This window comes from Haladaptatus pallidirubidus (assembly GCF_020700235.1).
GTDB lineage: Archaea > Halobacteriota > Halobacteria > Halobacteriales > Haladaptataceae > Haladaptatus > Haladaptatus pallidirubidus.
In genome coordinates this window covers 405,355-423,801 of sequence record NZ_CP085302.1, presented here as the reverse complement: position 1 = coordinate 423,801, position 18,447 = coordinate 405,355, and the positions used below count along the sequence as shown (strand labels likewise).

General features: G+C 52.2%; 22 protein-coding genes and 2 pseudogenes. 13 read left to right on the top strand and 11 right to left on the bottom strand.

Annotated features, from left to right (window positions below; all coding sequences use genetic code 11):
• Nucleotides 1-12: 12 nt before the first annotated feature.
• Nucleotides 13-579: a peroxiredoxin gene (locus tag LIX15_RS23010; protein ID WP_227777127.1), complete on the bottom strand. Its 567-nt coding sequence runs from the start codon at nucleotides 577-579 to the stop codon at nucleotides 13-15.
• Between the two features lie 333 nt (nucleotides 580-912).
• Between LIX15_RS23010 and LIX15_RS23005 the strand changes: the two genes are divergently transcribed.
• Together LIX15_RS23005 and LIX15_RS23000 are read left to right on the top strand one after the other, a co-directional pair.
• Complete coding sequence (locus LIX15_RS23005; RefSeq protein ID WP_227777126.1) at nucleotides 913-1,509, top strand: hypothetical protein; 597 nt, start codon at nucleotides 913-915, stop codon at nucleotides 1,507-1,509.
• 66 nt (nucleotides 1,510-1,575) lie between these two features.
• Nucleotides 1,576-2,082, top strand: coding sequence for a hypothetical protein (locus LIX15_RS23000; RefSeq protein WP_227777125.1), 507 nt, complete (start codon nucleotides 1,576-1,578; stop codon nucleotides 2,080-2,082).
• A 417-nt stretch (nucleotides 2,083-2,499) separates the two neighbouring features.
• Here LIX15_RS23000 and LIX15_RS22995 read toward each other — a convergent pair whose 3' ends face one another.
• Nucleotides 2,500-3,795: a hypothetical protein gene (locus tag LIX15_RS22995; RefSeq protein WP_227777124.1), complete on the bottom strand. Its 1,296-nt coding sequence runs from the start codon at nucleotides 3,793-3,795 to the stop codon at nucleotides 2,500-2,502.
• 157 nt (nucleotides 3,796-3,952) lie between these two features.
• Here LIX15_RS22995 and LIX15_RS22990 point away from each other — a divergent pair, with 157 nt between their 5' ends.
• A complete protein-coding gene (locus LIX15_RS22990; protein WP_227777123.1) occupies nucleotides 3,953-4,090 on the top strand; it encodes a hypothetical protein in 138 nt (45 codons plus the stop codon).
• 139 nt (nucleotides 4,091-4,229) lie between these two features.
• Here the strand turns inward: LIX15_RS22990 and LIX15_RS22985 are convergent, their stop codons facing one another.
• Nucleotides 4,230-5,552 (bottom strand): RNA-guided endonuclease InsQ/TnpB family protein, encoded by a 1,323-nt coding sequence (locus LIX15_RS22985; RefSeq protein ID WP_227777122.1) that lies wholly within the window; start codon nucleotides 5,550-5,552, stop codon nucleotides 4,230-4,232.
• Between the two features lie 156 nt (nucleotides 5,553-5,708).
• Between LIX15_RS22985 and LIX15_RS22980 the strand changes: the two genes are divergently transcribed.
• Nucleotides 5,709-6,128 carry a methyltransferase domain-containing protein gene (locus LIX15_RS22980; RefSeq protein ID WP_227777121.1) on the top strand — a complete coding sequence of 140 codons (420 nt, stop codon included), beginning with the start codon at nucleotides 5,709-5,711 and terminating at the stop codon, nucleotides 6,126-6,128.
• Nucleotides 6,129-6,203: 75 nt separating this feature from the next.
• Here LIX15_RS22980 and LIX15_RS22975 read toward each other — a convergent pair whose 3' ends face one another.
• The gene (locus LIX15_RS22975; protein ID WP_227777120.1) at nucleotides 6,204-6,350 is read right to left on the bottom strand and encodes a hypothetical protein; all 147 of its coding nucleotides are present in this window, start codon (nucleotides 6,348-6,350) and stop codon (nucleotides 6,204-6,206) included.
• A gap of 37 nt (nucleotides 6,351-6,387) precedes the next feature.
• Here LIX15_RS22975 and LIX15_RS22970 point away from each other — a divergent pair, with 37 nt between their 5' ends.
• From LIX15_RS22970 to LIX15_RS33370, 5 genes are all read left to right on the top strand, one after another.
• A complete protein-coding gene (locus LIX15_RS22970; RefSeq protein ID WP_227777119.1) occupies nucleotides 6,388-6,948 on the top strand; it encodes a VOC family protein in 561 nt (186 codons plus the stop codon).
• Nucleotides 6,949-6,967: 19 nt separating this feature from the next.
• Nucleotides 6,968-7,177, top strand: a complete 210-nt coding sequence (locus LIX15_RS33385; RefSeq protein WP_227777539.1) for a helix-turn-helix domain-containing protein — start codon at nucleotides 6,968-6,970, stop codon at nucleotides 7,175-7,177.
• Between the two features lie 660 nt (nucleotides 7,178-7,837).
• Nucleotides 7,838-8,446, top strand: a complete 609-nt coding sequence (locus LIX15_RS33380) for a Cdc6/Cdc18 family protein (RefSeq protein ID WP_368410701.1) — start codon at nucleotides 7,838-7,840, stop codon at nucleotides 8,444-8,446.
• On the top strand, nucleotides 8,424-8,636 hold the full coding sequence (locus LIX15_RS33375; RefSeq protein WP_368410708.1) for a hypothetical protein: 213 nt from the start codon (nucleotides 8,424-8,426) through the stop codon (nucleotides 8,634-8,636). The genes LIX15_RS33380 and LIX15_RS33375 overlap by 23 nt, the downstream gene beginning before the upstream one ends.
• Complete coding sequence (locus LIX15_RS33370) at nucleotides 8,555-9,037, top strand: hypothetical protein (RefSeq protein ID WP_345412873.1); 483 nt, start codon at nucleotides 8,555-8,557, stop codon at nucleotides 9,035-9,037. The genes LIX15_RS33375 and LIX15_RS33370 overlap by 82 nt, the downstream gene beginning before the upstream one ends.
• On the opposite strand, the pseudogene LIX15_RS22955 reads toward LIX15_RS33370, so the two are convergent.
• Nucleotides 8,971-9,271: pseudogene (locus tag LIX15_RS22955) on the bottom strand (transposase); the annotation flags it as partial. The gene LIX15_RS33370 and the pseudogene LIX15_RS22955 overlap by 67 nt on opposite strands.
• 33 nt (nucleotides 9,272-9,304) lie before the next feature.
• On the opposite strand from LIX15_RS22955, the gene LIX15_RS22950 reads away from it, so the two are divergent.
• The 4 genes and pseudogenes from LIX15_RS22950 to LIX15_RS22935 form a co-directional block, all read left to right on the top strand.
• Nucleotides 9,305-9,439: an SDR family oxidoreductase gene (locus LIX15_RS22950; RefSeq protein ID WP_227777118.1), complete on the top strand. Its 135-nt coding sequence runs from the start codon at nucleotides 9,305-9,307 to the stop codon at nucleotides 9,437-9,439.
• Between the two features lie 95 nt (nucleotides 9,440-9,534).
• Nucleotides 9,535-10,689, top strand: coding sequence for a scyllo-inosose 3-dehydrogenase (gene iolM / locus LIX15_RS22945; RefSeq protein WP_227777117.1), 1,155 nt, complete (start codon nucleotides 9,535-9,537; stop codon nucleotides 10,687-10,689).
• A 119-nt stretch (nucleotides 10,690-10,808) separates the two neighbouring features.
• On the top strand, nucleotides 10,809-11,069 hold the full coding sequence (locus tag LIX15_RS22940) for a Rossmann-fold NAD(P)-binding domain-containing protein (protein WP_227777538.1): 261 nt from the start codon (nucleotides 10,809-10,811) through the stop codon (nucleotides 11,067-11,069).
• 18 nt (nucleotides 11,070-11,087) lie between these two features.
• A pseudogene (locus LIX15_RS22935) lies at nucleotides 11,088-11,699 on the top strand (NAD(P)-dependent oxidoreductase); the annotation flags it as partial.
• On the opposite strand, the gene LIX15_RS22930 reads toward LIX15_RS22935, so the two are convergent.
• The 6 genes from LIX15_RS22930 to LIX15_RS22905 form a co-directional block, all read right to left on the bottom strand.
• Nucleotides 11,700-12,533, bottom strand: a complete 834-nt coding sequence (locus tag LIX15_RS22930) for an aldo/keto reductase (protein WP_227777116.1) — start codon at nucleotides 12,531-12,533, stop codon at nucleotides 11,700-11,702.
• Nucleotides 12,534-12,538: 5 nt separating this feature from the next.
• Entirely contained in the window at nucleotides 12,539-14,281 is a 1,743-nt protein-coding gene (locus tag LIX15_RS22925; protein ID WP_227777115.1) for a thiamine pyrophosphate-binding protein, read from the bottom strand.
• 82 nt (nucleotides 14,282-14,363) lie between these two features.
• Nucleotides 14,364-15,341 carry a TIGR03557 family F420-dependent LLM class oxidoreductase gene (locus tag LIX15_RS22920; RefSeq protein ID WP_227777114.1) on the bottom strand — a complete coding sequence of 326 codons (978 nt, stop codon included), beginning with the start codon at nucleotides 15,339-15,341 and terminating at the stop codon, nucleotides 14,364-14,366.
• A gap of 70 nt (nucleotides 15,342-15,411) precedes the next feature.
• Complete coding sequence (locus LIX15_RS22915; protein WP_227777113.1) at nucleotides 15,412-16,587, bottom strand: ABC transporter ATP-binding protein; 1,176 nt, start codon at nucleotides 16,585-16,587, stop codon at nucleotides 15,412-15,414.
• Nucleotides 16,588-16,639: 52 nt separating this feature from the next.
• Nucleotides 16,640-17,542 carry a carbohydrate ABC transporter permease gene (locus tag LIX15_RS22910; RefSeq protein ID WP_227777112.1) on the bottom strand — a complete coding sequence of 301 codons (903 nt, stop codon included), beginning with the start codon at nucleotides 17,540-17,542 and terminating at the stop codon, nucleotides 16,640-16,642.
• Nucleotides 17,539-18,444 (bottom strand): carbohydrate ABC transporter permease, encoded by a 906-nt coding sequence (locus LIX15_RS22905; RefSeq protein WP_227777111.1) that lies wholly within the window; start codon nucleotides 18,442-18,444, stop codon nucleotides 17,539-17,541. Before LIX15_RS22905 ends, LIX15_RS22910 begins: the two co-directional genes overlap by 4 nt.
• Nucleotides 18,445-18,447: the final 3 nt, after the last annotated feature.

Sequence of the window (18,447 nt, the reverse complement as noted above, 5' to 3'; positions counted from 1 at the left end):
TCTACTGGCCTCTTAGCGGGGATTATCCGTTACCCACTCTAGCACTTCGTTCGCATGTTCGTCTGGTGGGAAAATCGGATAGAAGACGTGTTCAATACGTCCATCAGAGATCACCAGTGTCAATCGCTTCAGATACTCGTCTCCCTCGATTGTGAACATCGGCAAGTCAAGTTCGTTTGTCAGCTTCCACTCGGCATCGCTCAGCATCTCGAAGGGGAGGTTCAGACGGTCATGAGCTTCACGTTGGTACTTACTTGACTGCGTAGACAGTCCGAATACCTCCCCAACTCCATTATCTCGAAGTGCATCGTAATGACTGCGAAACCCGCATGACTCAGGAGTACAGCCACGGGCACCCGGGACGTCTTCCCACCCGTCTGGGATCACGTCCTTGTCTGGCCGCCCGGTCAGTGGATAAATGTAGATAACCGTTCGAGGAGGCAGTTCTTGGAGGTTAATCGTCGTGCTGTCGGTCGCTGGGAGGGATACGTTGGGCATCTCCATCCCCTGGAGATGGTCGGCCGCTCCGTCGTCATCCGGTACTGGTAAATCGTCCGGAAGTGGGAAGTCACTGGACATCGTTCTATAAAAATCACATCACATAGATAAATGTTTGTAGTTTCTATAAATGTCGAACCTAGTCCAATATTTTGGAGTCTATATGGACATGGTTTAATTGCCGGCTCGCAATAAGCGGGAGGCCAGCACTTGTACAAATCATAGTGGTTTGTATCAACAATTCGATACCAAACCGGTTCTCTATGCATTGAGAACAGTAGTCTCAACTTCTGGCGACACCACCACATGATCAGATTAGAATAATCTACTAACGAACCTCCGTTGATCGTCGATCATCTCGGCTCGAAGCGGATGTGTTCTTCTCATCAGCTGTCACATGTCTGACGCGCTTTGATGCAGGTCGTGCGTGTTCTCTGTGACATGGATCAGATCACGCTCCGTCTCGCTGAGGATGTCCTTGCATCCGTTGAAGAAGAGGCAGAGGAGTCAGATACAACACGAACAGAATACCTCCGTGATGTGGTTGAATCACGAAACGAAGGCAAAAAAATCCGAGACAGCTACGAGGAGCAATTAGACAGCCTTCGGAGAGAACACGAACAGAAGGTAAATGAATTGGAGTCACAACACGAACAGAAGCTAAGTGAACTAAAAGCCGAACACGAGCAGGAGGTGAATCGATTGGAGGAGAAGGTCCGTGAACTTCAAGCAGAACACGAACAGAAGGTGAACGAACTAGAGACGGAACACGAGCAGGAGGTCTCGGAACTCCGCGACCGCATCGACGCGCTTCGTGAGGATCGTGAGGAGAAGATTCGGTTAGAGGCGCGGGTTGACCAGTTGGAGCGTGATCTTAAGCGAGTGCGTGAGGAGCGAGACAGTGCAAAGGCGCGATATAATGAGGCTCAAGGGAAATTGAAAGTTCGCAACTCCTCAGACGGCCAAGACGATGACTCACGCGGTTTTCTCGCTCGTCTCCTCGGACGATAACCGTCCACTAATTCCAATCAAACGACAAAAAGAACAATTATACCGAAACCGGGATAGGATAGTCACATGTCGGAAAACAGTGAGCCAGCGTTCGTAATTAATTGTCCTGAGTGTGATATGGATGGAGAATTTGAGGATGTATCTGCCGCCTCACTCTTTTACAGCAAGCATCGAGAACATACTAGCCACGAACCGGAATGGGAACGCGCCGATCTTGCCGTCAATCTCGCCGAGCGTACGCAATGGAGCGTATTTTGTGATGAGTGTGCGGAGACGTGGGAGTTCAGTTCGGAATCCGAAGTGGAAGTGTTCATGGCCGAACACGCAACATATACAGACCACGAAGCCACCGAGATAGTGACCGACGAGAAGACCACAGTCGCTACTGATGATTTGATAGAGTTGATTAGGGAGTTTGATAATGTGACTCCAGATGGAATCCCAGAAGCACTTATCTACGCAGTTACGGGCGATCTCGGTTTATCCAAGCGCCAGATAAACGCAAAAGTCGATGAATTGAAACAGAATGGCGAGGTCTACGAACCCTCTACTGGTCACCTCCGAGCGACGTAGTCTCAGTCAACACTCATCGTTCACCTCTTCTCACGTCTGTTCTAAATATATTTCACGTTCTCCTCTAATCGAACTCAAGTAACCTACCACTCTTCGACGGCTGGCGAGTGGTACTAGAAGCGCGGAGAATCTGCTTGGCGGGAATTGCTGCGGAAAAGTGTGGACAGTCCCCCGGAAAACCCGCCGTTCTGGTTGTTTTTAATAACCCTCTAGAGAGAGTTATTAAGATGAGCGGATCGAAGAACTCCAAGCTGACAAACAAACCCTAAATGCACGTCTCTCCGAAGCGCAGGGAGCACAGAAGTACGCAAACAAGGCACGGGAGGAAACTGCATTGTGACCCGAAGAATCCGGTGAGAGCGACTCTCGCGGCCCGCTGGCACGGCTTCTTGGCCAATAACCCTTCGGGGGTTCCATTTAACTACAGTCTACCGAGACTCCCTGCATGAGTTCATCAAAGCGTGCATCTACCTCACGCACCGCACTCTGCCTGTCATCGGACTGTTCCGATGGATGGGGCTCATCAGAGAGAGACTTGCTCTCGGTGTTACTCTCACCGTTCTCGGCGTCGAACAGAGACGAAATGTTCACAACTAATCCCGTATCCGGTGCGTCTTCGTAATCATATTCCTTCGCGAGATTGGCCTTCTCGAGAAGATCGACATCTGTTTTGATGATCGTTGGAACGTGTACCCGAACGGCTTTCGTACTATTCTCTTCCGTCTGAGTTTCTGTGAACCCTTCTTCATCGGTTATTTCGTTCATGTACCGACGAATCGTATCGACGCGCACAGACTCGGCAATACCAAAGACACGCTGTCGAATCTGTTCTGCGGTCAGACGAAATGTCCCACCCAAATCAGCGTGCATCGCGAGCCGCACGAGTGCGACTTTGATTCCCTCTATTTTGTCATCCTTTGAGAGGTCCGCGAACTCGTACCCTGCCTGAAGACGGTCATACTTCGGTCCATCTAAGATGCCGGGCAGCCCAAGGTTTTCCATCCCCTGGATAGCCTGTTCACGCGGCATGAACACGTCCTTTGTCGTCGGACTCTCCACATACTCAACCGTGTCATGATCGAGGACTCTCCGGACTAACTTCTCACGGGTCTTTTTCGTCTTCGTTTGTGGCTGCATTTTCACGGCCGCAACGAGGTCGTCACGCTGTGCCGGATACCCATTATCGAATTTATCCGAAAGCTCCGAACGGATACTAGCCACCTTTTGCTCGACCGAACTCGCATCACCACTCTCACACCGCGCGAACAGATCGATCTGATTCATCTTCCGCCGCAAACGATCACGCCGACCGTCGGTAACGAACTCTAAAAGAATACGCGAGAGATACTCGCCTTTCGTGTCTGTCTCAGGCGCACGTTTCGCATAATCCTCGTTAAACAGGGTCTCAATTGATTCTCGCACGTCGCGATCGAGGCGCGTCTTCTCGTCGGGCGCCACCGACAGGTTCGAAAACAAACGATCTTTTTCTTCGCTGTCGTCGCCACCGAGTGCGTCCATAGCATTGTGGATGAGATCTTCAATCTCCGCGTTCGGATCTTCGTCGCACCACTCTTCAATCGCATTTTCGACCACGATACGTACGTAATAGTCCGACTCAGACGTTCCTACGTCGTATCTGTTTTGAATGTATTCGTGGACTCTTTCGATTGCTCGTTTGAACACAAACAAATCGATGTGTCCCGTGCCATTCATCAAAACCACCTCATGAAGGGGGCTGCTCCCACTGGCCAGTGGGAGCAGCCCCCTCACTCACACTCACTAGTGTGAGTACAGTACTAGTAGTATCAGGGTAGCCGGGTCCATGGACCCGGCTTAGGGCGTCGGAAAGCCGACGCCCTCGTGTGGTTTTATGGTACAGCATGTCCTTCTCACGGCTGCCGACACCTTCGTGGGGATGACGACGGAGAAAAATAACGCCGTTCGTTTTCAAATCGTCCGGCGTGATGCACTGCTGGTTAGTTTTGGCCTCAATGTCGTCGTATTGTAGATATTGCGTGTGGTGTGTCATCGTGCATACGTCGCACGCTGACCCGTCTCAGAGTCACTCAGGCGGACAATTTTGTCCACTGAGCAAGAATTGACATCCTCCCACGTCTGAAGATGCGGGAATCCCGAGCGTTGGGAGATTAGGGTTTGCAGTCCACCACTTGTTCCCTCGGTGAGAATCCGTAGGACAAGTCGTGAAGGTAGACTCCGGGCTGTGCCAACCAGCCGGTACTCCTATCTTCACCCGAATCGGGCGCAGACTCGGAGTTACTTTCTGTTTCGTTGATGTTGAGGCGGATGTTCTCCGCTCCGTTCACGTCCGCGTTAAACGCCGCATCACAATCCTCGCACACGTACAGGCCACGTTCAACACGCTGACTATCATCTTCCCTACCGCACACGCAACACGTCTTACTGGTGTCGCGCTCAGACACTTCCACGACCTCGATACCCTTGACTTTCGCCTTGTACGTGAGGATGCTGGTGAGACGGTCGAACGCCCATCCATGCAGGTCAAGGTTTCCGTGGCGACCCCAGTTCTTCGAGTCGCCGTTCTCATCCTCACGGACACCCGCGAGCTTCCCGATGTTGATGCGGCCCACGCCACGCTCGATACACTTCTCTACGATGTGTTTGGTGAGGCTGTGGAAGAAGTGGGTTCGGCGCTCCGACCATTTCTGGTGAAGTCTGGTGGCCTCAGAACCGCCTGAATCGTCGCATTTAGCGATTTCTTTCGGAAAGTAGTATCCGTCCTGTTTCAGTTGGTTGCCGGGGTACAAGTCGGCTTCCTCGGTGCTGTACGCAACCGCCGCGAAGTTACAGATGCCGAGGTCGATGCCAGCAGTCTCATTACCGGGAGAGTCGGGGATCTCGACTTCGTGTTTGCACACGAGGTGAAGTTCCCAACGCTCCTTCGACTTGCTGTAGACGGCCCGAACCTGTTGTAGGTTTTCAACCGTGACTTCGGGACGTGTCTCATATTCAACAAGGATGTAGTCCCAGTCTCTCGGGTGGTCTTTGTGGTTCGCGCCTTTCGAGAGCCTGACGTGGTTGTGCTTGGTGTCGTGACGGATACCTTTCTGTTTCCACGTTACGGTGGAACGCGGGTGTTCTTGGTGGACGCGGTTTCCAGCGTTGTCGTAGTAGTTTTTCTTGCGGTAGCCGGGCGGATTCGCACGAGAGTCGTTCTTGCGTTTACCGTACCACGAGTTGAAGGCTTCAGCGAGTTCCTCCAGAACGCGCTGACTGGACTGTGAATGGAGTCCTTTGTAGGTTGTATGAGTCTTCAACTCGCGTTTCAAGTCAGAATCATCGAGAATCTCGCCCGTGTCATCCCACACTTGGCGGGAGTGATAGTTCGCAACGTTCCACAGTTTCGATGCACTCCATCCGTGCAGGTCGAGCATCCGCTCCACTTGTGAGTGGTTGCGGATTTTCGCACGGTAAGTACGATGAATATGCATTCGTGAAACGTCTTCATAACAGGTTATGGAGCGTCGTGTTGTGAAAGTTTGGATTAGAACGTAGAATATCATGCCGGGCAATCGAACGGTGGTTGGTGTAGAGTAGTGTCGGATTCATCCTGACCCTCAAGGGGCAGGTATTCTCCTCGATTTCGTATGATCGAAATGGGATCTGGAACAGGGCAAACCTCTGTCCGATTGGCTGAAGAAATGCCAACAACAGAGATACTCGGAATCGATAATCGAGCGACAGTCACCGAGGTTTCACGGAATAACGCGAAAAAACTCGGGGTGTCAAACCTATCGTTTGAAACAGCCGATATGACCGAGTACGTGAAAACAGTCACCTCACTCCCGGAAATGGTGGTGCTGTTGTATTCCTTCCACCACATCCCCGATCCACTCGACCAGAAAGTTGACTTTCTCGAAGATTGCTTTACGGCCTTACCTGAGGGCGGTCATATTTGCATCGCTGAGACGTTCTTGAAGAACGACGCTCGTGATACAGCGGCCAACCGCGAGACTCAGATACGGTGGGCAAATCGGGGCGTCGAGGCGTTTGCGTCCACGTTTTGATCCGCACTCGACGGTATCGACCCGGCTGCCATCGAACACGCCCAGGAGGACGGCGAGTTCTCCCGAGAGCATGAGTTAGAAGCCGGTGATAATGTCCTCACTCGTGATGACGAATACTTGATTAGTAGAAAATGGCTCGTTGACCATGCCCAAAGCGTTGGCTTCGATGTCCTCCTCGCAGAGCCAGTGAATGCAGTCGGTGACGGGATCGTTCTCCTTCAAAAGTAACCGATACTCTCCACCATCTGAGACACATACTATGACAAACGACCATCCGTTGACGGTACAAAACGTCCATCACGTTGGAATCACCGTTCCCGATCTCGATGAGGCAGTTAACTTCTTTGTTGATGCCATCGGGTGTGACTTGCTCTATCGGAAAGGGCCGTTCGGAGATTCCGATGGTGATTCAATGGAGCGACGATTGGATGTGCATCCTGACGCGACAGCCTCGCTTGCAATGTTGCGATGCGGCCCAACAATGAATCTTGAGCTGTTCGAGTGGGATGCTCCCGACCAGGACGATACGCCACCGAACAACGCCGACATCGGCGCGACGCATCTCGGCCTCCAGGTAGAGGATATCGATGTGGCAATAGATGGATTGGCTGACCGAGACGACGTTACGATGCTTGATGGCCCGCAAACAAATGACGACGGACCAACGGAGGGCTTGACCTACATATTTTGTCGAGTGAACTGGGGATTGTATCTCGAACTCCTCGAAGCGCCCGAGAGAATGCCGTACGCTGACGATACTGACGAGCGATTATACGGTCCCGCGCCCTCGTGGACACACAGACCCGATCACTCAGACTGATTTGGAACTCACGACGACGATGGCCACGGTCTGTGGAGTCCATAAAGCAGCATTCCATGTATATCTGACTGTACTCGATCATCCACACAGCACAAGAGCCGAAATCGCCGAACGTCTCGACCGTGATCAGAGCACGATCGGGAAGCAACTGCAACCGCTCTATGACCAAGAATTAGTGACGCGGTATCATACACCATCTCTAGTGGGGGCGTCAAATATCTTCATATAACGCAACCACTCGCAGAAACTACGGAGTGGCTACAGCATGAAGTAGACGAGTGGACAGCCGCAGTTGTGAACCAGATTAGGCAACTTCACGGTAGCTAATTCTTCAGCTGAATAGCTCCTCGAAGCGGTAAATCACTACTATCATTCCAAAATACTGGTCAGATCAGGTTGGTAGTTCAACGTTAGTATAGTGTCCTAACGTGAATCATACCGGTGTATATGGTAAATGTAGCAGACAGCAGCGTGTCTGACACTCCGGATTTCACGAGCCCATGCCACATTCTAGCATGATTGTCTGGACACCCACACACCACTTTTCACGAGCTCTCCCTTGAGAATGTCCGATGGTGCTGAAAACACTTGTTTCGTTAGTCCATCCTCCGTTAGACTAGATCTACTACGGACTAGTATAACAAATAAATGCTTAAATCTTTCCTTTTCCAATACTCTTTCTATGGCTACTCCTCGAATCGTCTCCAACCAAAATCGAGGGTAACAGATTCCTGTAGTAGCACCCCAGTGGTTTTTGGAGACCTTCTCGTGAAAATCGGAGAGGGACTGTATTTAAATAGAGTAGTGGCTCGTGAAGCTGGTGAAGCTCATGATGCTCGTGAACGCCGGGTTTTATATACTGTTCTGTCATAGTATCAAATCAGAACCAATGGGGTTGAAGGAATTCACGCGGGATGACCCAATCTTCGTCAACGAAGCCGTTCTCCGTGATAACTACCGTCCTGAAGAACTGGTCGAGCGTGACGAGGAATTGTCCGAGTACCAAGAAGCACTTCGTCCCGTCATCAACGCTGCCCCGCCGAAAAATATCTTCTTATACGGGCAGACTGGCGTCGGGAAGACTCTCGCAACACGACTCGTATTGAACCAATTGCTATCCGACCAAGAGAACTATGACGATCTCAATATCAAGGTGGTTAACTTGAACTGCAAATCTGCGTCCAGCAGTTATCAGGTCTCGGTTGATCTCGTGAACCAATTCCGAGATACATCTGAGAAAATTCCATCAACAGGGTATGCCGCCAGTCAAGTGTACCAAATGCTGTGGAATCACATCAACGACTTAGATGCAACCCACTTGCTAGTCGTTCTAGACGAGATTGATTCGATCGGCAGTGACGATGATATCCTCTACGAACTGCCACGAGCGAACGATAATGAGAGTGTTGAGGATACGTTAGTCGGTGTTGTCGGGATTTCGAATGATTTCACGTTTCGTGATATTGAATGCGCGTGTGAAGGACAGCCTGTGCGATGAAGAGATCCACTTCCCGCCATATGATGCGAACCAACTTCGGAATATCCTCAAGCAGCGTGCAGAAAAAGCATTTCGTGATGGTATTTTAGACGGTGATACGATTCCATTGTGTTCGGCGTTCTCGGCGGAAGAATCGGGGAGTGCACGACAAGCACTGAAGTTGCTATACAAAGCGGGAGATTTGGCGTGAACGAGAGACGATTCAGAGGTTGGCGAAAGCTACGTTCGCGAGGCTCGAGATTTCATCGAGAAGGGAAAAGTGCAGGACGAACTCGAATCCCTCCGACGCAAAGCCAACTGACGTTATTCAGTTTACTCCAGCCCGAGGCAGAAGGCAAAACACCATGCAAACGGTCGGATATCTACGAACGGTACCAACTCGTTGTAAATCTTATCGACACGGATATCGTCTCTAACCGAACGATTCATGACCGTATCAGTCAGCTTCGACTGAAAGGATTCATCAAGCACGATGAGCGGAACGACGGTATCCACGGCGGTAGTTACTATCTGTATAGTCTGGATATTCGGCAGGAGATCTTGGACGATCTCCACCCGAGAATTGCCTTTCCGAACCGGCCGAGCTTCTAAGACAATCGGTAATGCATTGCCGACGAGTTGGATCGTCGCCCACTGGTAGGCGTACTCACCGTTTTTCGTCCCGATGATCTCCTCTTCATGCCCTGTGCGGTCTCCAGTGAATGGCTCATACTCTGTCGTATCGATCGCGACGATTCCAGCCCGATAATATGCATCCGTCTCGGCAACACGGACAAGTAATTAACCAACCGCCTTGCGGTGCATTTGGCGGATTTCGTTGATAGAGAAAAGATACAGACGGTTAAAGATGAAGGTCTGATGAAGCCGGTCCCACTCGGTCGCGCAGAACGACCATCTGATATCGCGGGAACGGCGCTCTTCTTTGCCACTGACAAGGCAGATTACATCACTGGTGAGATAGTCTACGTCGACGGCGGGTGGCAGCTGTTCTAACCGGGGCGTTGAGTTTGGTGAAAATGTTTTCATCGGACATCCTTGAAGCGACAGTAACAATTATACCACTATGGGACTCTGTTGCATACATCACAATGAAAGCTGTAATTCTCGACGGCGAGTGGGACCCACGTCCTGAGTACGAATGTTCAGAGACAGAGGCAGATACGCACAAATCAAACAACGGGTCACAGACGTGGAAGCACCCAGCCCTTCACATCGAAAACAGAGAGAAGCCGACACCCGAATCAGACGAAGTACTGGTGAAAGTTCGATATACCGGTGTCTGTGGGAGCGACATCTCGATGACGCATGCTGACGGCGACAGGTACATGCATTACTCTGCATACGTAAATCTCCCAAACGTCATCGGTCACGAGTTCTCGGGGGAGGTCGTCGAGACGGGAGAAGATGTTCAGTCCTTCTCAAAAGGTGACCTCGTCACGTCCGAGGTAACTTCATATTGTGGCCGGTGTCACATGTGTCGAAACGGATTCAACGGACACTGTGAGAACTTCGAGCAACTGGGATTCACCATTCCTGGTGCGTTTGCAGAGTACGTCGCGGTGCCAGAGATATTGTTGTGGGACGTGTCGCCCCTTGAAAAAGCGTACAAATCAAAAGATGACATCTTGAAGGCCGCTGCGACCATCGAACCGACCACTATTACCTATAACGGTTTGTTTGGCCGTGCTGAAGGAATCCGGCCCGGTGACTACTATGCCTTCCACGGTGTCGGACCGATTGGCCTCACCGGAATGAATGTCGCCCGTGCGGCAGGAGCGGGTGCTGTCATCGCATTCGAACCCTCCGATGAACGGCGTGACCTCGCTCGTGAACTCGGATTCGAATACGTGTTCAACCCGGTCGAGACCGACCCTACACAGGCAGTTGCACAGGTGACGGACGGGATGGGGGTCGACGTTCACGTAGAGACGGCAGGTGCCGTCGCCCAGACCTACCCCGCAATCGATGAGACGCTTGCTGAGACTGCAAACGTCGTCCATATCAGCAATGCAGGGGAGCCAGCATCAGTCGACCTTAGACAATATCAGGCGAATGCAGCCCAGGTTTACGGTGCAGAAGGTCACACAGGGGACCGAATCTTTACTGGTGTAATCCGGTTAATGGCTGCGGGAAAACTTGACAATCTCCCGCTCGTCACGTCGATCTTCGACCTCGAAGAAGCCGACACAGCTATCGAACAGGCATCGAAACGAGTGGACGGGAAAGTACTCATCGAGGTCTGAAAAATGTCAAATAGTAGTACTAGTTCTCCTGTCGTCGGTATCACCGCGGAAGTACATTCGACCTCTCTGTCGAAAAATCGGTATTTCAAGGGACAGACGTCGACTTACTCCCCGTCGACATCGACAGTGAATTCGAGTTCGAAGAACAACTGGGTGACGTGCACATCGTCATCGATCGACTATTGGCGATTCCGTATTCAAGTGATGCAATCGACCGACTCAAAAACTGTACCGTGATTGCTCGCTTTGGGATCGGACTAGACGCTGTCAACAGTGCATATGCTGCAGAATACGGCATCCACGTCGTCCATACATCCGAGTACTGTCAGAATGATGTCGCCGACCGCACCATGGCACTCATGCTTGCGACGAAGCGATGAGTCGTCGATTACAACGACGGCTTGCATGATGGGCTGTGGGACTGGAAACTTTCGACAGAGAACATCTCGCGTTTGCGTGGAAGTACACTTGGTCTAGTTAGGTTTAGAACCATCGCACGCCGCGTTGCAACCAGAACTCAGGCGTTCGGAATGGACGTTGCCACCGCAGACAGGTAAGTGGATACTGAAGAAATGGAATCCGTTGGCGTCTCGAAGACGACGTTCGAAGATCTCATCGAAAAAGCAGCGGTCGTCTCACTCCATACACCCCTAACCGAAGAGACAACAAATCTAATCGATACAAATTCATTCGGTCGATTCCGGTCTAACGCAGTACTCTTGAACGTCGCTCGTGGAGAGCTCGTCGATGAGGAAACGCTTTCAGAAGCACTCAAGCGTGGCGAAGTCGGGGATACGGGACTAGACGTGTTCCAGTACGAACCTGCCGACCAGTCTGATGAATTAATGTTCGATAGTCCACTTTGCAGTTTAGATAACGTAATTCTTACCCCCCGCGTAGCCTGGTACTCGAAACAAGCAGACGAAGAACGACGACGGAAGGCTGCAAGGGATGTCAAGCGGGTACTTCAAGGGGGAATCGCCAAAGCGCGGGGTCAACGACCTGTCTAATTACCAGTCCATCCACGATGGGTCTTCGAGTCGCTCATTCTTATTCAGAGATTCGATGGTCTCGAAGTCTTCTGCGTCCAGCGACAGCGTGCGCGTGTCTAGGTTTTGTTGGATGTGAGCGTCCTTGCTCGACCGGGGAATCGGGACGACTCCCTCCTTCTGTGCAAGCCATGCGAGGCTCACAGCCGCAGCGGTGGTTTCGTGCTTCTCCGCGATCCTCACGAGTTCTGGGACGTCGAACACCTTCCCCTGCGCGAGTGGAGAGTACGCGACGAGAGTAATATCTTGATCATGAAGGTACGCGTAGAGTTCCTGCTGCTGGAGCAATGGGTGCATCTCGACCTGGTTAGCGACGAGGGGCGCATCGATAAGCGTTGGTATCATCTCGAGGTACCGAATTGGATAGTTACTGACTCCCACGCTTGCAACTAGACCCTCGTCAACGAGTTCGTCGAAGACTGGTAACACCGTCTCGACCTCTGACTCGTCATGTGGCCAGTGGTGATACAGGAGGTCGATGGTATCGACACCAAGTCGGTCGAGACTTGCTGTTACGGCTTCCTGAATGTATGTCGGTGTCTTCTCGGGTTCTTCGAAGTGACCGACCTTCGTCGCCACGAGGACGTCTTCTCGATCGACGTCTGCTCTGGTGAGGGCATCACCCACATTTCGTTCGTTTTCGTAGAGGCGTGCCGTATCGACATGTCGATACCCGTATTCAAGTGCCGACTGAATAGTTTCTGTCCCTTTGTCTCCAGTCAAACTATACGTACCCAACCCGATTTGGAACGCTGCGTTCTCGAATAGGTGCTGGTCAGTTCTCGAGACAACCATCCTGATCACTCCTCCGATTCGAGGTCGGCGAGATCCCATTCACCGGTAACTATTGCTCCAGAGTTAGGATTGTCTGGTTCGACGATGGCTTCGACGAGTGCAGGACCGTCATACGCAACCGCATCTGAGAGGGCATTGTCCAAATTCTCTGGTTTGATAACGCGCTCTGCAAATCCGACGTTAAACGCGTCAGCGAACTTCATAAAGTCAACATCCGACTCCTCATCGAATTCAGTGTCGAGTACACGGTCCCACCCGTACTTGTTGACTTGGAGATTTCGAATGGATTTCCAGCCATGATTATTGAGGACGAGATACGTGACGTCGACATCATGTTCGACCGCACAGGCGATTTCCTGGTTGCACATCAAGAACGAACCGTCGCCTTCGATGTCGACGACGTCTCGGTCTGGCGCCGCTAGCTTCGCACCGATCGCAGCCGATACTCCGAAGCCCATCGTCGAGAAGCCACCACACGAGATGTTCGTCCGTGGCTCGTACACCGGGAACTGGGGATTCGTCGTCTCCTGTGGCTGACCTGCGGACGAGACAACTATTCCGTCTCGGTCGAGGGAATCCCTGAGACTCGCAAGAACACGAGAGATACTCATCGGGACGTCATCCGTCAAGTGTTGCTCAACCTGTTGCTGCCACTCGTCCCACAGAGATTGAATCTCTCTGTAGTAATCGTTATCTTCGTTCTCGATAGGGTCAATTCGGTTACGAAGAGCATCGTACACTTGATTCGTGACGACCGTCGCATCGCCCTGGATACCAACCTTGACTGGGTAGTTTTTTCCGATCTCGTTCGGATCAATGTCGACGTGGATCAATTTGCTCGGAGGAATCTCGAAGCTCACGCCCGCTTCGAACGAAGAGGTGTGGAGGTCAGAAAACCGACACCCGATAGCGAGGATAACATCAGCATTACTGGCGAGTTCGTTACCGGCAGTGCTTCCGATCCATCCCGCGTACCCAACGAAAAGGTCGTGGTCTTCAGGGATGATCCCTTTCCCCTGGAACGTGGGAATGATTGGGGCTTGGAGATGCTCTGCAAGTTTCTGCACCTCGTTCCAGGCTCCGGAAATCATCGTTCCACCTCCCGGGACGATGACTGGACGCTCTGCCTCTGCAAGGAGATCTGCGGCTTCAGAGACCGACTCAGGGTCGCCGCCGGGACGACTGTGTGTTCGACTTGTCGCGGGGTTGGGAATCTCGACTTCTGCGACCGCTCCTTGAACGTCCATCGGGACGTCGACGTGAACTGGGCCTGGTCGACCGGTGACGGCGATCTGGAACGCACGTCTGAGAACCCGTGGGAGTTGCTCGACGTTGTCGACGACAAAACTCTGCTTCGTAACCGGTTCCATCACACTCGGGAAGTCACCCGGTTTCTGTCGGTCGATTTCTTGGAGGATGCCCTGACCGTACTCGTGTGTCTGTGGGGCACCAGTAAAGATGACCATCGGGATAGAGTCCACGTAGGCGGTTGCCGCACCTGTCACTGTGTTCGTCGCACCGGGACCAATCGAGGTGAAGACAGCAAGTGGTTTTCCACTCGTTCGCGCGTATCCGTCTGCAAGGTGTGTCGCACCCTGCTCGTGCCGTGGTTGGATTACCTCTACATCGGAGTCGTTGAACGCATCAAGCAGGTTTGTACTGCCGTGGCCCGGGATTCCAACGAGGTACTCTACACCTTCTTTCTCGAGATATTTGGCGATAATCTCGCCACCATTCAGCTGGGGCATACCTAACTTGCAGATTGAGAGCAGTTCACATAAATATTCGGTCTGTCGATGCTAACTGAGGAGAAAAACCATGATATTGAATTTAGAGAGACGGCACGACTTCGTCCCCCATCACCTCGAAGAATGCTTCCGGGTCGGGGCTCGTATTTGCAACCGCGATTCTGTCGAATCCCATCTCTGCGTACTCTTCGAGTTGATCCACGATCGCTTCAGCACTATCGGCAATCAAGAATTTCGACTCGACTTGTTCTCGAGTCGCCTTGTCGCCTTCTTTTTCGATAGTGAGCGGGTTGGCGATAGCGCGGTCGAAGACGTTTTGAGTCGTCGCCCACCATGGACGAGTGCTCTCGACGGCGTCTTCGTACGTCTCGCCGTACGATGCAATCACGAGTAGGGTTGTCTCGATTTGGTCTGGATCCCGTCCAGCCTCCTCGGTGTACCGTCTCACAGCAGGGTACATCCGATCAGTGAACTCCGAACCCTTCTTGACTGTTATGAGACCGTCACCGTACTCGGCGGTCAGCGCTGCTGTCGAGGGGCCGTTCGCTGCGATATGTATCTCCGGGTCCGTCTCGGGTTTCGTGTACAGTTTCGCATCATCCAGTTCGAAACGGTCACCATCGTAATCTACAAAGTTGTCATTCTCCCAGAGACCGCGTATGATTTCGAGCGACTCTTCGAGTCTGTCTCGCCGCTCAGGGTATTTTGGCCAGTCGAAGCCCAACGGAGTTTCATTCATTGCTTCACCTGTACTCAGACCGAGGACGACCTTGTCGTCGTTCATCTCTTGGAGGGTTGCGAACGCTTGTGCGATGACGCCTGGATGGTAGTGCCCGGTCGCAGGTGTGACACATGTACCGACAGGAATGTCAATACGCTCTCCTGCTGCACCCATCCATGACCACGCGAAGCCCGCCTCGGCGTCCGTATGGAACCACGGATGGAAATGATCTGACGTCCAAACCATATCGAATCCAGCGTCCTCAGCCAGTTCTGCAAAGTCCAATAGCTGCCTTGGGCTATACTGCTCTTGATGTGCCATGAAATCGATTTCGACCATTGTCTCGTCCTGTGATAATGTCTTGTCACGTTAATAATTGAGGATCTATGCCCTTAAGACGACCCAACTATTAGTCATGGACCGTCTCTGAGCGCCGTCCATCGGTGGAGGGCGAATCTGCAACCCTGTACCGCGCGTCATCAGCCTCTTCGATTCGGTCACCTGATTCGATATCGAATCCGTGAACTAGCGCATCTTGTATCGACAGCCAGATGTCGTCGTTCCGACTGACGGTGATGTTGTTTGGAATCTTCGCGGTGATGTCGAGTGACTCACCGTCCGCTAACCCGACGACGACGTCGATGAGTTGTTCGTCGCCGAGTGGTTCGGTAACTCGTACACGACCGGGAACAGCGTTTTCTGTCGGCGTCGTGTGGGCAGCGAAGTACTGTGGTCGAATACCTAATCTGAACGAATCATACTCGTCGTATCGAGCGGCCACCGTTTGGTCCAGTTCGGCCTGGAAATCGCTTATTCCCCCGGAGTGCGCAATAGTTTGTTCGTCACTCCACTCAACGTCGATGAAGTTCATCGAGGGCGAACCAATGAAGCCAGCGACGAACTGGTTGTTGGGTTCGTGGTAGACATCGTCGGGGGTTCCAATCTGCTGGATCTCCCCACCGTCCATAATAATGAGTTTGTCACCAAGCGTCATCGCCTCCTCCTGATCGTGCGTGACATACAACGTTGTGATACCCAATTCGCGCTGTAACACCTTGATTCGACTCCGCATGCTAATCTTCAGCTTCGCGTCAAGGCTAGCCAGCGGTTCGTCCATCAAGAAGACAGACGGACGTCGAATCATCGCTCTAGCGAGAGCGACACGCTGTCGTTGCCCCCCGCTCAGTTGGTCGACATCGCGGTCAAGGAGCTCTTCGATTTCGACCATCTCGGCGACTTCTCTGGCGCGTTCGTTTCGGGTTTTCTCGTCTTGACCAGCGACCTTCAGCGGATATCCAATGTTCTCCTGAACGTTCATGTGGGGGTAAAGTGCGAAGTTCTGGAACACCATCGCAATGTCCCGATTCTTCAGGTGGACGTCCGTGACGTCATAGTCTCCAAGATAGATGCTGCCAGCAGTCGGGGTCGTCAATCCTGCCAGACAGCGAAGGGTGGTCGTTTTTCCACACCCGGATGGGCCGAGCAATACCGCGAATTCGCCATCTTCGACGTCGATGTCGACGTTATCGACAGCGAGGGTCTCTCCGTATCGCTTTTCGACGGATTCGTACGTTACGCTAACCATTGTCTATCGTTATGTGTACGTTTGATTGGTATCAGTGTTTCGCCTATTCGATTCATTTTTCGACTGCACCCATACTGAATCCCCGAATGAGTTGATCCCGCGCGACGAATGAGAAGACGAGCACTGGAACCAGTGCGATCGTCGCCGCAACGCTCATGTGCACCCACTGGACGGAGTACTTCGTGATGAATGACGCCAGTCCGACCGGGATAGTCATCGCACGCTCATCGTGAGTGAGGATAATCGCGAATAACAATTCGTTCCACGTGATAATCATGGTGAAGATTGCAGAGGCAATCAGACCTGGTTTCACCAGTGGAAGGACAATCTTCAAGAACGCTCCGGCATGGGTATGTCCGTCGATCATTGCAGACTCAACGATGCTGTCTGGAATCTCCTCAAAGAATCCCTTCATCATCCACACGGCAAACGGGATGTTGAACATCACGTACGTGAGGATAAGCGCGTGAATCGAATTCACGAGCCCTATGTTCCGGTAAATGATGAACAATGGAATGATCGTGACGATCGGCGGCATAAACCGCGTCGAGAGGATATAAAACGGCAGATGGAAGTCCAGATTGTACGGGAACTCGAAGGTGACAAACCCGTAAGAGGCGAACGCACCGACTAGCGTCGCGATAACTGTCGTGACCATAGTTATAATGACACTGTTGAAGATGAATTGAACGAATGCTGGACGTGAGACGAAGAGGTCGATGTAGTTGGCGAAGGCCAGTTGGGTCGGGACCCAGTGTGGTGGGAACGCGAGAAGTGACTCGCGCGTCTTCAGCGAGGCAGTGACGAGCCAATACACCGGAAAAAGCGTCCATACAAGAAATATTGCGAGTGCAGTGTACTTGAGGACTGTTGCAAGTCCTGATTCCACTAGCTGCTCTCTGATCTGTGCAAGCTGCGACTTCTCCTGGTACGGTTTGGATTGTTCGGTACTCATGACGAGAACTCAATGTTTGCTGTCTTCACGAATGTCATCGCGAGGGCCAGTACAATGACCAGCAGCGAAATGGCCATTGCCGACGCTTCCCCGAAGCTGCTAAACCGGAATGCAGTCCGGTACATTTCCATGCTGATGACGTTCGTCGAGTCGCCGGGACCACCACGCGTCAAGATGTACACCTTCGCGAAGACACGAAGTGCGTCGACAATACGGATGATCAGCACTAGGACGATAAGCGAACTCAGGTACGGTAACGTGATGTCACGGAACCGCTGGAAAGGAGATGCGCCGTCCATTATCGCTGCTTCTTTTACGTGACTGGGAATCGACTGGAGGCCTGCAAAGATAACGAGTACGACGAGCGGTGTCCACTGCCAGACGTCGGTGAGAATTACCGAGTAGAGCGCCATCGATGGCTCACTAATCCAGCCGACGTTTCCACCAGCAAGGAAGTCGAGTAACCCGTCGGGCGTGTATAGTAGCCGCCAGATGAGTCCGATGACCGTCGGAGAGAGGATCATCGGGATGAGAATCAACGTCTGCCAGAGCCCACGGAACTTCAGCCTCTTGTTCAGAAGTAGGGCAATCGCGAAACCGAGCAAAAACTCGATTCCGACCGCCAGTAGGATGAATTTGCCCGTCACAAGTAACGACGTGTGGTATGTTTCGTTGGAAAGCAATTTAACGAAGTTCTCTGCCCCGACGAACGTCGTCCCTGTCGGAAGAAACTGCTGCGTCGACATCTGCAGCGCTCGCAACAGGGGGTAGAACGTGAGCGCAAAAAGGATGGCTACTGCAGGAAGGGTTAACAACCACTTGAGTTGCTCGTCGACCCAGAGGAGCACACGCTCGGAAGTACTATCATCCGACTGCAGTACACCCTCAACGTCGGACTGCATGTT